Annotated in this window: 16 protein-coding genes; 6 read left to right on the forward strand and 10 right to left on the reverse strand. The window is 66.4% G+C overall.

Going from position 1 to position 12,134, the window contains the following annotated elements:
• The first annotated feature begins 131 nt into the window (after positions 1-131).
• Together WDB71_RS00600 and WDB71_RS00605 are read left to right on the forward strand one after the other, a co-directional pair.
• A complete protein-coding gene (locus WDB71_RS00600; RefSeq protein WP_341501879.1) occupies positions 132-1,325 on the forward strand; it encodes an ISL3 family transposase in 1,194 nt (397 codons plus the stop codon).
• A gap of 96 nt (positions 1,326-1,421) precedes the next feature.
• Positions 1,422-1,943 (forward strand): GNAT family N-acetyltransferase, encoded by a 522-nt coding sequence (locus tag WDB71_RS00605; protein ID WP_341502726.1) that lies wholly within the window; start codon positions 1,422-1,424, stop codon positions 1,941-1,943.
• Here the strand turns inward: WDB71_RS00605 and WDB71_RS00610 are convergent.
• From WDB71_RS00610 to WDB71_RS00620, 3 genes are read right to left on the reverse strand one after another with little or no spacing between them, the layout of a single operon-like run.
• Positions 1,940-2,443, reverse strand: a complete 504-nt coding sequence (locus tag WDB71_RS00610) for a DUF2938 domain-containing protein (protein ID WP_341502727.1) — start codon at positions 2,441-2,443, stop codon at positions 1,940-1,942. The two genes, WDB71_RS00605 and WDB71_RS00610, sit on opposite strands and share 4 nt — an antisense overlap.
• Positions 2,444-2,461: 18 nt before the next feature.
• Positions 2,462-2,854, reverse strand: coding sequence for a hypothetical protein (locus WDB71_RS00615; protein WP_341502728.1), 393 nt, complete (start codon positions 2,852-2,854; stop codon positions 2,462-2,464).
• A gap of 3 nt (positions 2,855-2,857) precedes the next feature.
• Positions 2,858-3,478, reverse strand: coding sequence for a methyltransferase domain-containing protein (locus WDB71_RS00620; RefSeq protein ID WP_341502729.1), 621 nt, complete (start codon positions 3,476-3,478; stop codon positions 2,858-2,860).
• 136 nt (positions 3,479-3,614) lie between these two features.
• Here WDB71_RS00620 and WDB71_RS00625 point away from each other — a divergent pair, with 136 nt between their 5' ends.
• Positions 3,615-4,070, forward strand: a complete 456-nt coding sequence (locus WDB71_RS00625) for a MarR family transcriptional regulator (protein ID WP_341502730.1) — start codon at positions 3,615-3,617, stop codon at positions 4,068-4,070.
• A gap of 60 nt (positions 4,071-4,130) precedes the next feature.
• Here WDB71_RS00625 and WDB71_RS00630 read toward each other — a convergent pair whose 3' ends face one another.
• From WDB71_RS00630 to WDB71_RS00650, 5 genes are all read right to left on the reverse strand, one after another.
• Positions 4,131-4,601: a GNAT family N-acetyltransferase gene (locus WDB71_RS00630; protein WP_341502731.1), complete on the reverse strand. Its 471-nt coding sequence runs from the start codon at positions 4,599-4,601 to the stop codon at positions 4,131-4,133.
• Between the two features lie 101 nt (positions 4,602-4,702).
• On the reverse strand, positions 4,703-4,978 hold the full coding sequence (locus WDB71_RS00635) for a hypothetical protein (RefSeq protein WP_341502732.1): 276 nt from the start codon (positions 4,976-4,978) through the stop codon (positions 4,703-4,705).
• A 69-nt stretch (positions 4,979-5,047) separates the two neighbouring features.
• Entirely contained in the window at positions 5,048-5,431 is a 384-nt protein-coding gene (locus WDB71_RS00640) for a hypothetical protein (RefSeq protein ID WP_341502733.1), read from the reverse strand.
• 94 nt (positions 5,432-5,525) lie between these two features.
• On the reverse strand, positions 5,526-6,497 hold the full coding sequence (locus WDB71_RS00645; RefSeq protein WP_341502734.1) for a polysaccharide deacetylase family protein: 972 nt from the start codon (positions 6,495-6,497) through the stop codon (positions 5,526-5,528).
• 48 nt (positions 6,498-6,545) lie between these two features.
• Positions 6,546-8,372: a M1 family metallopeptidase gene (locus WDB71_RS00650; protein WP_341502735.1), complete on the reverse strand. Its 1,827-nt coding sequence runs from the start codon at positions 8,370-8,372 to the stop codon at positions 6,546-6,548.
• Positions 8,373-8,518: 146 nt separating this feature from the next.
• Between WDB71_RS00650 and dinF the strand changes: the two genes are divergently transcribed.
• From dinF to WDB71_RS00665, 3 genes are read left to right on the forward strand one after another with little or no spacing between them, the layout of a single operon-like run.
• Complete coding sequence (dinF, locus tag WDB71_RS00655; RefSeq protein WP_341502736.1) at positions 8,519-9,826, forward strand: MATE family efflux transporter DinF; 1,308 nt, start codon at positions 8,519-8,521, stop codon at positions 9,824-9,826.
• 51 nt (positions 9,827-9,877) lie between these two features.
• Positions 9,878-10,450, forward strand: coding sequence for a hypothetical protein (locus WDB71_RS00660; RefSeq protein WP_341502737.1), 573 nt, complete (start codon positions 9,878-9,880; stop codon positions 10,448-10,450).
• A gap of 48 nt (positions 10,451-10,498) precedes the next feature.
• The gene (locus WDB71_RS00665; protein ID WP_341502738.1) at positions 10,499-11,341 is read left to right on the forward strand and encodes a transporter substrate-binding domain-containing protein; all 843 of its coding nucleotides are present in this window, start codon (positions 10,499-10,501) and stop codon (positions 11,339-11,341) included.
• On the opposite strand, the gene WDB71_RS00670 is transcribed toward WDB71_RS00665, so the two are convergent.
• Both WDB71_RS00670 and nrdD read right to left on the reverse strand, forming a co-directional pair.
• The gene (locus WDB71_RS00670) at positions 11,268-11,969 is read right to left on the reverse strand and encodes an anaerobic ribonucleoside-triphosphate reductase activating protein (protein WP_341502739.1); all 702 of its coding nucleotides are present in this window, start codon (positions 11,967-11,969) and stop codon (positions 11,268-11,270) included. The genes WDB71_RS00665 and WDB71_RS00670 overlap by 74 nt on opposite strands.
• The gene (gene nrdD / locus WDB71_RS00675; protein ID WP_341502740.1) at positions 11,966-12,121 is read right to left on the reverse strand and encodes an anaerobic ribonucleoside-triphosphate reductase; all 156 of its coding nucleotides are present in this window, start codon (positions 12,119-12,121) and stop codon (positions 11,966-11,968) included. The genes WDB71_RS00670 and nrdD overlap by 4 nt, the downstream gene beginning before the upstream one ends.
• Positions 12,122-12,134 lie beyond the last annotated feature (13 nt).

Here is a 12,134-nt window from a genome sequence, read left to right on the forward strand (position 1 = left end):
TTGTCTATTGGCCGCCGCGAGGCGGCCTTTTTTATGGTTCTTCGCACATTAGCGGGGAATAGATGTGAAAACGGCTGGATAGGTTATTGTGATGTCGCCAAACAAAGACACTAACCAACCAGCCGTTTTCGATGTCGCAGCTTACCCTTCCGTTCGAGCTGTGGGAAGGCTTTAGCCCCGACCACATAGAGCAACACGACCAACATCTCACCATTCACCTCAGCCCCAATCGCCCGCCCTGCTGTCGTTGCGGCAAGCTGGCCCAAGCCGTCCACGACACCACCTGGAGAACGGTCGCCGATCGCGCACTGATGGACCATACCGTGACCCTCAAGGTGCCGGTGCGACGGCTTAACTGCCATCAGTGCGGCCGAGGGACCGAACACATCTCCTGGCTGCGTCCCTTCGCCCGTTTGAGCTGCCGTCTGGAACGCTACGCCGAACGCCTACTGGCGTTACTGCCGGTCAAGCAGGTCGGTGAACTGCTGGGGCTGCACTGGCACACCGTGAAGGCCATCGACAAGCGCCGCCTGCAGCGGCAGGTCACCGAGCCCGACTGGTCCCGGTTGCGACGACTGGTCATGGATGAGTTCGCCCTGTTCAAGGGCCACCGCTACGCCACCGTCATCGCCGATGCGGATACCCACCAGGTGTTGTGGATAGGCGAGGGACGCAGTCGCCGCAGCATCCGGCCCTTCTTCGAGCGGCTAGGCGAACGCTGTCAGCAGATCGAGGCCGTGGCGATGGACATGAACACCGCCTTCGATCTGGAGGTGCAGGCGCATTGCCCCAACGCCAGGGTGGTCTACGACCTGTTCCATGTGGTGGCCAAGTATGGCCGGGAGGTGATTGACCGGGTGCGGCTCGACTGTGCCAAGGCCCAGGGCACCGAGCAGCAGGCCCGCCGTCATATCAAGCGTAGCCGCTGGGTGTTGCTCAAAAACGAGGGCAATCTCAATGACAAGGAACGTGGCCGCCTCGAAGCCTTGCTGGCCGCCAACCGTGATCTGATGGTGGTCTACGTGCTCAAGGAGCAGTTGAAGGCGCTGTGGTACTGCCGCGATGAGCAAACGGCCCATCGCCAATGGCGGCTCTGGTGGCAGCAGGTGGAGGAAAGTGGCATCGCGCCGCTGTTGCAGTTCGCCCGTAAGCTAAAACCCTACTTGCCAGGGATAGTCGCTTCCGCCAGCTATCCCCTCCATACCTGCCGGCTGGAGGGGATGAACAACAAAATCAAACTGATGAAGCGGATGGCTTATGGCTATCGGGATCTGGAGTACTTCTTCCTGAAGATAAAAGCCGCCTTCCCCGGAGATCCGCGATGAACCTTTTTTATTGGAGGCAGCCCAGCCGCGCAAATAGCCGGGGCAAAGCCGCCAAAAACATGAGAGGCTGGACCCCAGGCCCAACAGGTAACGCCCATGACCATCCCCGACTGCCATTTCCACACCCCAAGGCTCCAGGTGCGCCCCTGGCGGCTACGCCTGGCCGGGTTGCCGGACCGCGACGCCTTCGCCGGGGAAATCCTCAAGCTGCTGACCCCGGCGGTGACCCGCACCCTGCCGCCGGGCTGGCAGCAGATCCAGACCAGGGAGCAGGCCGAGCTGTGGCTCAGGGAGCGGGACGCCGAGAGCGCCATGCTGGTGGTGGAGCACCAGGGCGCACTGGTGGGGCTGCTGTTCCTGCACGGTGACGACGGCGATCTGCACCTGGGTTACCTGCTGGGGGAAATGCACTGGGGCCAGGGCCTGGCCAGCGAGCTGATTTCGGGGCTGGTGGCCTGGGCCGGCCAGCAGGGCGGGATCCACACCCTGGTCGGTGGCGTCGAGACCGACAATGGCGCCTCCATTCGGGTGCTGGAAAAGGCGGGCTTCACCCGCCGGGAAGACAAGGCGGCGCCCCAGGGGGTGATCTTCCTGGAGCACCGCCTGCAGGGGAACTAGGCGGCCAGCAGGGCGCGCCAGGCCAGGGCCGACAGGTACAGGCCGAGGCCAAAGGCGCTGTGGGCGGCCAGGCTGAGCAGGCGGGCCCGGCTGGGGTTGGGAGCCTTGGCGGCGGCAATGCCGAAGCCCAGGCAGGGCTGCATCAGCAGGAAGGGCGCCGCCAGGGTGCCTATCCCCACCAGCAGCGCCGGCGCCAGGGAGGGATCGTCGGCCCAGCCCGGTCCCCACAGCCCCAGCAGCAGGGCGGCAAAGGCGATGCCGATGCCGTAATGGGCGCCCCAGCCCAGCAGCCGTTCGCCTGCCACCGGCGCCGCCCTGGCGATATGGGGATGGGCCCAGGTACCTTTGGGCATGTGCCCCAGCCAGCGCCCCACCAGGCTGTAGTCCAGGGGCGGGATCCCGAACAGCCGCTTCAGCAGCAGCGCCCAGGCGTCCATGGCAAGGGTGGCGCCGGTGCCGATCAGCGTCGCCTTGAGCAGCAGTTCCTGCAGTTCGTTCATGATTTCTCCTTGGGGTTGTCAGGCCGCTTCCTTCATGGCGGCGCGAAATTGCTCTGTCATCTGGTGGCCCTTGATGGCCGGTACGGCGATGGCGCTCAGCATCAGCTTGCCGGCCATGATCAACAGCGCCGTGGCCAGGGCGTCCAGGAACCAGGCGATGGCCGGCCCGGCCGGGCCCAGGTAGGCGGGGCTCTCCGCCAGGGCCGGCAAGGTCCAGTGGCCGGTCAGGCCGTGCAGGGCCAGGGCCGCCCAGAAACCGAAGCAGTAGGGGCAGCGCCAGGCCTGGTACAGGTAGGCCAGGGGCCTGGGCAGGGCGGCCACCAGCCGGTTGAACCAGCTGCCCCAGTCCGGCAGTTTCTCCCAGATCAGCAGGTACAGGGACAGGCCCATCAGGGTCAGGGTGAACTCCATCTGTTACTCCTTGGTCGCGGTCAGAAGATGAACGGCAATGCCGGGGGCCCGGTAGTCCCCGGGCTGGCCCGGGGCCAGCCCGGCATCGCGGAGCTGGCAGGCGAGCCGGGCCATATCCAGGACCGGGAAGTCCTCGGGGCTGGCGCCGGGGAACTGCTCGCCAAGCTCCGGCAGCAGCTCGGCCCAGTTCTCCTCGATGATCACCAGGCGCCCGCCCGGCCTCAGCACCCGGCGCACCTCGGCCAGGCCGGCGGCCAGATCCTGCCAGTGGTGCAGGCTGCATACCGCCAGGGCCAGGTCGAGGCCGTCGTCGTCCAGGGGCAGCCTTTCGGCGCTCGCCTCCAGGAACTCGGGTGCCTGGGCCAGGTTCTGGCTCTGAGCCCGGGCCTGTTCCACCATCCTGGGGGTGGGATCCACGCCCGTCACCTGGGCGCCCAGGGCCGCCAGCAGGCGGGCCAGGTGGCCACCGCCACAGCCGATATCCAGTACCCTGTCGCCGGCCCGTATGCCGGCCAGCTCGGCCACCCTGTCGTGAAGCGGCACCTGGCCCCACTGGCGCAGGTATTGGTCGGCCTGGTGATCTGACCAGGCCCCCGGCAGGGCGGGGTGTTCTGATGAGGTCATGGCAATGGCTCCTTTTTTGGTTAGACAGGCTAACCATAAGGTCAAAAAGGTTAGGCTGTCAAACCAAATGCGCCTGGGAAGGGGAGGCGGGGGCGGCTAGAATGGTTCGCCTGACTAAGTATCAAGGGGAGTGCCCATGGCGTTGGCACAATCACTGATGGCCCTGCAACGGCAGCTGACCCGGGCCTGGGCGGCCCAGGGTCTGGAGGGGGAACTCAGCTATAGCGAGTTCGAGTACCTGAAGCTGGTGCAGGCGGCGGAGGAGGCCAGGCCCTCGGGCCGGCCCCACGACGACAGCAGCCACCTGTCGACCCTGGCGGCGGAGCTGCAGGTGCAGAAGTCCTCGGCCAGCACCATGGTCAAGAAGCTGGAAAAGCGTGGCCTGGTCAAGCGCATTCCCTGCCAGTTCGACGCCCGCGCCCAGCACATACTGCTTACCGACCAGGGCCGGACCCTGCTGACCCAGGCCCAGGCCGCCGTCTACGACGCCTTGGAGCAGCGGCTGGCGGCGGGCCTGGGCGAGGCGGAATACGCCCGGCTGGAAGGCTGCCTGGCCAGGCTCTGCGAGCAGCTTTCGGCCAGCGCGGGCTAGGCCACGGGCAAAAAAAGGGGGCCATTGGCCCCATTTTTGTCGTGGATGAAAAGCGGCGGCTCAGGCCTCGGCCAGCACCTTCTCCATGGTCCAGTTGGTGAGGATCTCGCCGTTACGCTCGGTGTCGTTGCGGCGTACCTCCACGAAGCCCTGCTTGGTGAAGAAGGGCCTGGCCAGGTAGGAGGCCTCCACGTACAGGCGCCGGATGCCCTTGGCCCTGGCCTGGGCTTCCAGGTGGGCGTAGAGGCTGCCGGCGATGCCGCGGCGCTGGTGAGCCCTGTGCGTATAGGTCCAGTCCACGTGGCCGTCGTCTTCCAAGGTGATGAAGCCCACCACCTGGCCGTCGATCTCGGCCACATAAGGCGGCTTGGCGTCCAGGCGCTGCTGCCAATGGCCGTAGTCCTTGGGCAGGGGCGCCCACTGATCGACCTGGGCCTGGGTGTAATACTCCAGGGCCACGCTGTGGATGCTGTCGTAGAAGATATCGGCGAGGGCGCGGGCATCGCTGGGCTGGTAGTCGCGGATCAACATAAAACATCCTCCATGGGGCCAGGCTGCGCTTAACATGAGCGCAACAAAAAAGGGCGGAGGACTCTAGCAGAGCACCGCCCCAATGCCAAGGCACTGATGCTTCAGGCGAAAGGCGCCAGCTGCCTGGTCAGCACCAGGGGCCAGATCAGGCCGGTGGCCATCACCACCAGGTTGTCGCCGACACCGGCCCTGTCCTGTTCATGGATGCCGACGCTTGGGCATAGTCCCAGGGTCAGCACCTTCACCACCGGCCAGCCCAGGTACCAGCACAGGGTCTCGCACAGCAGCTCCCACAGCAGCCACACCAGGACTCGGGCCAGGTAATAGAGGGCCTTCAGCAAGGGGCGGGCGCCCAGCTCCAGCAGTTCTTCGATCATGGGGCCTCCCGGCGAGATCGGTTCTGGCATTGGAGCATGCCGGTGGCGGCCGATCAACGGCGTACTGGTCTATTGCCCCGCCTTCAGCTCCTTGACCACCCGCTTTTCCAGCTCGGCCCGGTGGCTGAAGCTTTCCATCGGCGTGACGTGCCAGTTGAGCACGCCCCAGCCGGGCAGGGCCCGCACCAGTTCCGTGACCTCCTCGTGGGAGCCGGCCGAGAGCACGAAGGCGCCGGCCCTGGCCCCCACCAGGATGCCGCCGGCCTTGATGCGCCTTTCGGCGGCCAGGCTCTCCAGGCTGGGGATGATCAGTGTCTCCAGCAGTTCGATGGCCTGGGCCTCGGAGGTGGGGCTGCCGGCGGCATTGGCCTCGAACTCCACCAGGTAGAGCTGGCTCTTGGCCAGGGCCGGGGCGGCCAGGACCAGCAGCAGGGCAAGGAACAGGGTTTTCATTGGCGACTCCCATGGATCCGTTTCGGGATATAAAGCATAGGAGCGGGTTGGGCATTTTGCCCTTAGGCGACAAGGCCCCGCTGGGGCCTTGCCGTTACTGGGCCTTGGGGCTCAGCCAGGGCTGGGACCACCAGTAGAAGCGGCCGGGCTGGTCCTTGGAGGGGGCTGTGCAGTTGACCCTGGAGCGGCCCGGTGGCAGATCCAGGGCCGGCACCTGGGCTTGCTGGCCCTGGATGGCCAGATCCAGCACCTGGCCTTCGAAGAAGCAGTTGAAGCGGCCCATGTCGGCGTCCTCGGCCTTGACGGTCAGGGTCAGGGCCGGGCTGTAGCCGTTAACGCGCAGCATCTCGGTGTCGGAGCTGGCCACCGGCAGGTGCAAGGTGTTGAGCTTGAGCTTGAGGCTGGCCAGATCCGCGTAATGGCCGGCGGCCGGGAAGCGGGGCAGGGCGGTGAGATCCGAGCCCGGGCCCATGGGGCCGGACTGCTGGCCGAAGGCCACGTAACCCTCGGCCCGCAGGAAGGCCTGCAGCTCGCCGTTGTATTCGCCATAGGGCCAGGCCAGCCACCTGGGGCTGGCCGGCAGGGCCTGCTGGGCGTCGAGGATGGCGGCCTTGGCCCTGTCCAGGGGCAGCTCGGTGAGGTGGGGATGGCCCCAGCCGTGGTTGGCGATGGTGGCGCCCTGCTGGGCCAGCTCGGCCAGGTCGGCGCGGCTCATCATGCCGGGGGCGCCCAGGCTGGCGGGGTTCACGAACAGGGTATAGGGGTAGCCGTACTGGGCCAGCAGCGGCGCCGCGTTCTCGGCGATGTCCCTGTAGCCGTCGTCGAAGGTGATGGCCACGGCCTTGTCCGGCACCTGGGCCTCGCCCTTGGCGGCGGCGATGGCCTGGCTCAGCGGCACTACGGTGAAGCCGCCCTGTTTCAGGTGCTCCAGGTGGGCGCGGAAATCGTCCGGCCTGGTGCTGGTGGAAAAGGGGCTGTCCTCGGCCACATGGTGGTAGAGCAGCACCACTGTCTGCTGGGCGGCCATGACCGGCAGGCAAAGACAAAGTAACAACCAACGCCACATATCATCGATTCCTTAAACAGCGACGCCGCTCTGGGGCGGCGTCTTGGATTATCGTACAAGCTGATCCAGTGTGCCCTGTGCCAGGGGATGGTAGCCGGGCCTGGCCTTTTCATAGGCGGCCTTGGCAAAACCCTGGTATTGGGGTTTCTCCATCAGCATCTTGTACAGCGGCACCACCAGGCGGCGGCGACCGATACGCTGCAGATAGCCTTCCATGGGGGTGAACGCCGGCTGGTAGTCGTGCTCGATGGCCTGACGATACCAGGCGTGGGCGATCTCGCTGTTGTTGGCGCCACTAAAAGCAAAGGCTTTATCAAGTTCGGCTAATTGTGCTTTTCCGATGCTGTCGGGAAGCTGATAAATGAAATAGATCCACTGCTGGGTGTTCCAGCCCCGGGTGGGCAGCTGAGCAAGGCCCTTGTCGCCGGCCAGCCAGGCGTCCAGCTCCGCCTTGACCTTCACGAAGGCCTGGGAGCTGGGCTTGGGAGCGCCGTCCGGCAGGCCGGGCTGGAAGATCCAGGCCTTGAGCCTGTCCAGCTCGACCTTGCCTTCCTTGACCAAGGTGGCCTCCATGTGGGCCAGGAAGCGCTCGGTGTCCATGGATTGGAAGGCGAAGCGGCTGAAGTAGTCCTTGATGAAGGCGTCGAAGCGCTCGCGGCCCACCTTGGCCTCCAGCTCGAACAGCATCAGCGCGCCCTTCTCGTAGGGGATGTCGCTGAAGGCGTCGTCCGGGTCACGGCCGGCCAGCTCCAGGGCCAGCTTGGTGTCGCGCGGGTCCAGCTGGTCGATGTCTTCCAGCAGTTCGTTGTAGCCCAGCAGGGCCTCCATGCGCTCGCGATCCTTGCCGTACAGGGCCTCCATGATGCGGTAGGTCAGGTAGGTGGTGAAGCCCTCGTTCAGCCACAGATCCCGCCAGGCGCCGTTGGTGACCAGGTTGCCGGACCAGGAATGGGCCAGCTCGTGGGCGATCAGCGACACCAGCGACTTGTCGCCGGCGATCACCGTGGGGGTGATGAAGGACAGGCGCGGGTTCTCCATGCCGCCGAAGGGGAAGCTGGGCGGCAGGATCAGCAGGTCGTAGCGGCCCCAGGGGTAGGCGCCGTACATGGCTTCCACCTTCTCCATCATGGCTTCGGTGTCGGCGAACTCCCAGGCCGCCGCCTCCAGCACCGCCGGCTCGGCATAGACGGCGGTGCGCTGGCTCATGGGCTTGACCGCCAGGTCGCCGACGCCCAGGGCGATCAGGTAGGAGGGGATGGGCTGGGGCATGTTGAAGTGGTACTCGCCGTCGCGGACCGGATCCTGCTCCATCTCGGCGCTCATCACCGCCAGCAGCTCCCTGGGGGTGCGGATCACGGCGTCATAGGTCACCCGCACCGCCGGGCTGTCCTGCAGCGGAATGAAGCTGCGGGCGTGGATGGCCTGGGCCTGGGAGAACAGGAAGGGATGCCGCTTGCCGGCGGTCTGCTCGGGCGCCAGCCATTGCAGGCCGGAGGCCTTGGGGGAGGTACGGTAGTGCACCCGCACCTGGTGGGCGCCCCTGGGCAGCTGGATGTGCAGGGCCGAACCCAGGTTGGCGTCGGCCTCCTTCAGCTGCCAGCCGGTGGCCAGCCAGCCGTTGCCGCTGTTCTGCTCCACCTTGCGGATATGCAGGTCGCGGGTATCCAGGATCAGGGTGCGGGCATCCTGGTCCAGGCGGCGGATATCCAGCACCACGTTGCCGTCCAGGACCTTCCTGTCGAAGTTGACGGTCAGATCCAGGCTCAGGTGGCTGACCCTGAGCTGGTCATGGTTGGCGAAGCTGTGCTGGTCGGCCCTGGCAAGGAAGCTGGCGGCCAGCAGCATGGTGGCGGCGATGAGGCTAAAAAGGCGCATGGCTGTTCATTGTTGTTGTGGATGTGGCGGGGATTTTAAAGAATTTCGACTCGGGCTTCACGGTGGTGGCCCTTCTTTCGTCGCGGCCGGGCTGCCTCAGGACGGTTGCCCGGGTACACTGACGCAAATTTGTGACCGAGATCGCCATGGATCCCCGACCCTACCGCCAGGTGCTGGCCCTGGCCCTGCCCATGATCCTGTCCAACATCAGCGTGCCGCTGCTGGGGCTGGTGGACACGGCCGTGATCGGCCACCTGGACGACGCCGCCTTCCTGGGCGGGGTGGCCGTGGGCAGCATGCTGATCACCTTCCTGTTCTGGCTGTGCGGCTTCCTGCGCATGAGCACCACCGGCCTTATCGCCCAGGCCCACGGCAAAGGCGACGGCCAGGCCCTGGCCGTCTGGCTGGGCAAGGGCCTGGCGGTGGCCCTGGCACTGGCGGCGGCCTTGCTGGTGCTGCAGTGGCCCATAGGCGAGCTGGGGCTGTGGCTGAGCGGCGGCTCCGAGCAGGTGCGGGCCCAGGCGGCCAGCTATTTCTATATCCGCATCTGGGCGGCGCCGGCGGCTCTGTGCAACCTGGTGGTGCTGGGCTTTTTGGTGGGACGCCAGGACACCAAGGGGCCCATGGCGCTGCTGCTGCTCGGCAACGGCGTCAACATGGCGCTGGATCTGCTGCTGGTGGTGGGCCTGGGCTGGCAGGTGGCGGGCGCCGCCCTGGCCTCGGTCATCGCCGACTACCTGGCCCTGGGGCTGGGCCTGTACCTGGTGGCCAGGCGGCTGCCCGGCGTCCACCGGCACTGGCTGGCCCTGCTTGGCCGCGGTGGCTGGCGGCGGCTGTGGCTGCTCAACCGCGACATACTGCTGCGCAGCCTCTGCCTGCAGCTCTGCTTCCTGTTCGTCACCTTCCAGGGCGCCCGCCTGGGTGACGCCGTGGTGGCCGCCAACGCGGTGCTGCTCAACTTCCTGCTGCTGATCTCCTACGCCCTGGACGGCATCGCCTATGCCGCCGAGGCCCTCACCGGCAAGGCCGTCGGGGAAAAAGACGAAATCGGACTGAGGGCCTGGGTGCGGATCTGCGCCCACTGGTCGCTGGCCTTTGCCGGCGCCTTCGTGGTGCTGTTCGCCCTGGGCGGCGAGGCCATCATCGCCCTCCTGACGGACGTGGCGGCGGTGCGCCAGGAGGCGGTCCGCTACCTGCCCTGGGTGGTGGCGTTGCCGCTGGTGGCGCTGTGGTGCTACCTCTACGATGGCGTCTTCGTGGGTGCCACCCGCGCCAGGGAGATGCGCAACACCATGGTGCTGGCCACCTTCGGGGTCTTCTTCCCGCTGTGGTGGCTGAGCCAGGGCTGGGGTAACCATGGCCTCTGGCTGGCGCTGAGCGCCTTTTTGGCCACGCGCGGCCTGGCGCTGTGGTGGCTGTACCGCAAACCGGGCTTTGTGACGGGTTCAGGCTGAATTCATAAGGGGCCCTTTAGGTTTTACTTAACAGCGCCATAGGAGGCCAATATGAAGAAGACCCTAGCCCTGCTGAGCCTGAGCATTCTTGCCTTTACCGCCTGGGCCTCGCCGCCGCCAAACCAGGTGCCGCCGCCGAGCCATGGCAAGCCGCCCGCCGCCGTCCCCAAGGCCAAGGGGGCACCGCCCGCCGCCCACCAGAAGTTCCGCCAGGAGCACAACCGCAAGTGGCAACATCGCCGCTACGACGATGACGACCGCAACCAGTGCTGGGATGCCTGGGGTTACAACCTGGGTGGGCGTTTCGACGACGAGCAGCGCTACTTCATCGAGCTGGGCGGCGGTCACTGCCGCGAGCAGCGCCGCGATCACGACCGCGACGGCGACATCGACGCCGTGCTGCGCGCCGGCCTGGACCGCGACGACGTCTACAAGGCCATCAACCTGGCCCGGGAGGAGTTCGACCTGAACCGTGCCCGCTTCGTCCGCGCCACCGAGGTGGACAACAGCATCCGCAACATCCGCTACACCCTGGTGTTCAAGACCCGCCGCGGCTACCGCCATTTCCGGGTCAAGCAGCGGGCCTGGACCGGCCAGGTGCGCGACATCTGGGAGGTGCGCTAAGGACGGAGTCGGCGTAGGCTTAGAAGGCCGCTACCCAGGAGTCGCCTTGTGAGACTACGCCTCTGTTCCCTGTTGCTGTTGCCCTGGCTGGCCTGGGCCAAGCCCCTGGCCCTGGTCATACAGGGCGACCAGTATTACCCGCCCTACAGCTACCTGCAGGATGGCCAGTTCAGGGGCATCTACGTGGATCTGCTCAAGGTCGTCTTCGCCGAGATGCCCGGCTACCAGGTGGAACTGCAGCCCATGCCCTGGAAGCGTGGCCTGCGCATGCTGGAGCTGGGCGACAGCTTTGCCCTCTTTCCCCCCTACCTGCACCTGAAGGAAAGGCCCTGGATCGGCCGCTACTCGGCGCCCATGCTGGAAGAAGAAGTGGCGGTGTTCTGCCGCGATGACGTGGTGCTGCCGGACAAGCCCGCCTTCCCGGACGACTTCCAGGGCCTGACCTTCGGCATCAACAGCGGCTTCGCCCTGGGCGGCGAGGCCTTCCGGCAGGCCGTGGCACAGGGCTGGATCCGCCTGGAAGCGGCCCATTCCAACCAGTCCAACCTGCTGAAGATGGTGCTGCACCGCATCGACTGCTACATCAACGACCGCCGCGCCATCCTCTTCGATCTCGAGGTGCTGGAGGAGCAGGGCTGGCCCATGGCCCTGGCCGGGATCGGCCAGAAGGCCAGCGTCTCCAGGGAGATGGCCTACCTGGCCTTCAGCCGTTACGAGAGCCGTTACCCCTACCGGGATGCCTTCGTCGAGGAGTTCAACAGGGTCCTGGCCAAGGTCAAGGCCAGGGGCGAGCTGGACCGCATCGTCGCTTCCTACCTCAACGGCGCAGCTCAAAGTGGGGAAACAGCGACAGGCCCAGGGCCGTCAGCGCCGCCAGCGTCGTCTCGCTGACGTTGGGGCGGCCCAGGCCCGGGTCCAGCATCTGGCCGGGCCTGACCAGCTGCAGGGCATGGTGTCTCACGCCCCTGGCCGCCAGCGACTTCATCAGCATCTTCAGCGCCGCCACCGGCATCAGCTCGCCGTGCCAGGTGGTGCGCACCTCGAAATCCACGCCGCTCTGCAGGGCCAGATCCAGGCATTGCCAGTGCCGGTCACCCTGGCCGGGCTTGCCTATGATGCCATCCAGGTCCGCCGGCAGGGCCTTGATGTCCAGGCCCAGCCAGTCCACCAGCTTCAGCAGGGGTTCCAGGTGCTTGGGGGAGACGCCGGCGCTGTGCAGGCCGACCTTGAAGCCCAGGGCCTTCACCTCGGCCATGGCCTGGGCCAGGCCGGGTTGCAGGCTGGCCTCGCCGCCGCTGAACACCACGGCGTCCAGCAGGCCGGTGCGCTCCTGGAGCCAGGCCCTGATGTCCTGCCAGTCCAGCTGTTGTTCGGGCTTGCCGCACAGCAGCTCGGGGTTGTGGCAATAGCGGCAACGCCAGGGGCAGCCCTGGCACCAGACCACCGCGGACAGATGAGCCGGATAATCCAGGGTGGTGAAGGGGGTGACCCCACTGATGACCAGGGCTGTCTCCGTCATGAGCGGGCGGCGTCCTCGGTGAAGTGGCGGCGCTCGGCGTGCTCGGCCTGCTTGCCGGGGTTAAAGGCCGATACCGGCCTGTGGTAGCCCATGACCCGGGTCCAGATCTCGCAGCGGGTACGTTCGTTGTCGTTCAGTGGTTTTGTTTGCATGGTTTTTCTCCTT

Source organism: Gallaecimonas sp. GXIMD4217 (genome assembly GCF_038087665.1).
Classification (GTDB): domain Bacteria; phylum Pseudomonadota; class Gammaproteobacteria; order Enterobacterales; family Gallaecimonadaceae; genus Gallaecimonas.

What these genes read in the sequence shown, in the direction of transcription:
- WDB71_RS00600 (WP_341501879.1), top strand. Translation starts at nt 132, where the DNA reads ATGTCGCAGCTTACCCTTCCGTTCGAGCTGTGGGAAGGCTTTAGCCCC.
- WDB71_RS00605 (WP_341502726.1), top strand. Translation starts at nt 1,422, where the DNA reads ATGACCATCCCCGACTGCCATTTCCACACCCCAAGGCTCCAGGTGCGC.
- WDB71_RS00610 (WP_341502727.1), bottom strand. Translation starts at nt 2,443, where the DNA reads ATGAACGAACTGCAGGAACTGCTGCTCAAGGCGACGCTGATCGGCACC.
- WDB71_RS00615 (WP_341502728.1), bottom strand. Translation starts at nt 2,854, where the DNA reads ATGGAGTTCACCCTGACCCTGATGGGCCTGTCCCTGTACCTGCTGATC.
- WDB71_RS00620 (WP_341502729.1), bottom strand. Translation starts at nt 3,478, where the DNA reads ATGACCTCATCAGAACACCCCGCCCTGCCGGGGGCCTGGTCAGATCAC.
- WDB71_RS00625 (WP_341502730.1), top strand. Translation starts at nt 3,615, where the DNA reads ATGGCGTTGGCACAATCACTGATGGCCCTGCAACGGCAGCTGACCCGG.
- WDB71_RS00630 (WP_341502731.1), bottom strand. Translation starts at nt 4,601, where the DNA reads ATGTTGATCCGCGACTACCAGCCCAGCGATGCCCGCGCCCTCGCCGAT.
- WDB71_RS00635 (WP_341502732.1), bottom strand. Translation starts at nt 4,978, where the DNA reads ATGATCGAAGAACTGCTGGAGCTGGGCGCCCGCCCCTTGCTGAAGGCC.
- WDB71_RS00640 (WP_341502733.1), bottom strand. Translation starts at nt 5,431, where the DNA reads ATGAAAACCCTGTTCCTTGCCCTGCTGCTGGTCCTGGCCGCCCCGGCC.
- WDB71_RS00645 (WP_341502734.1), bottom strand. Translation starts at nt 6,497, where the DNA reads ATGTGGCGTTGGTTGTTACTTTGTCTTTGCCTGCCGGTCATGGCCGCC.
- WDB71_RS00650 (WP_341502735.1), bottom strand. Translation starts at nt 8,372, where the DNA reads ATGCGCCTTTTTAGCCTCATCGCCGCCACCATGCTGCTGGCCGCCAGC.
- dinF (WP_341502736.1), top strand. Translation starts at nt 8,519, where the DNA reads ATGGATCCCCGACCCTACCGCCAGGTGCTGGCCCTGGCCCTGCCCATG.
- WDB71_RS00660 (WP_341502737.1), top strand. Translation starts at nt 9,878, where the DNA reads ATGAAGAAGACCCTAGCCCTGCTGAGCCTGAGCATTCTTGCCTTTACC.
- WDB71_RS00670 (WP_341502739.1), bottom strand. Translation starts at nt 11,969, where the DNA reads ATGACGGAGACAGCCCTGGTCATCAGTGGGGTCACCCCCTTCACCACC.
- nrdD (WP_341502740.1), bottom strand. Translation starts at nt 12,121, where the DNA reads ATGCAAACAAAACCACTGAACGACAACGAACGTACCCGCTGCGAGATC.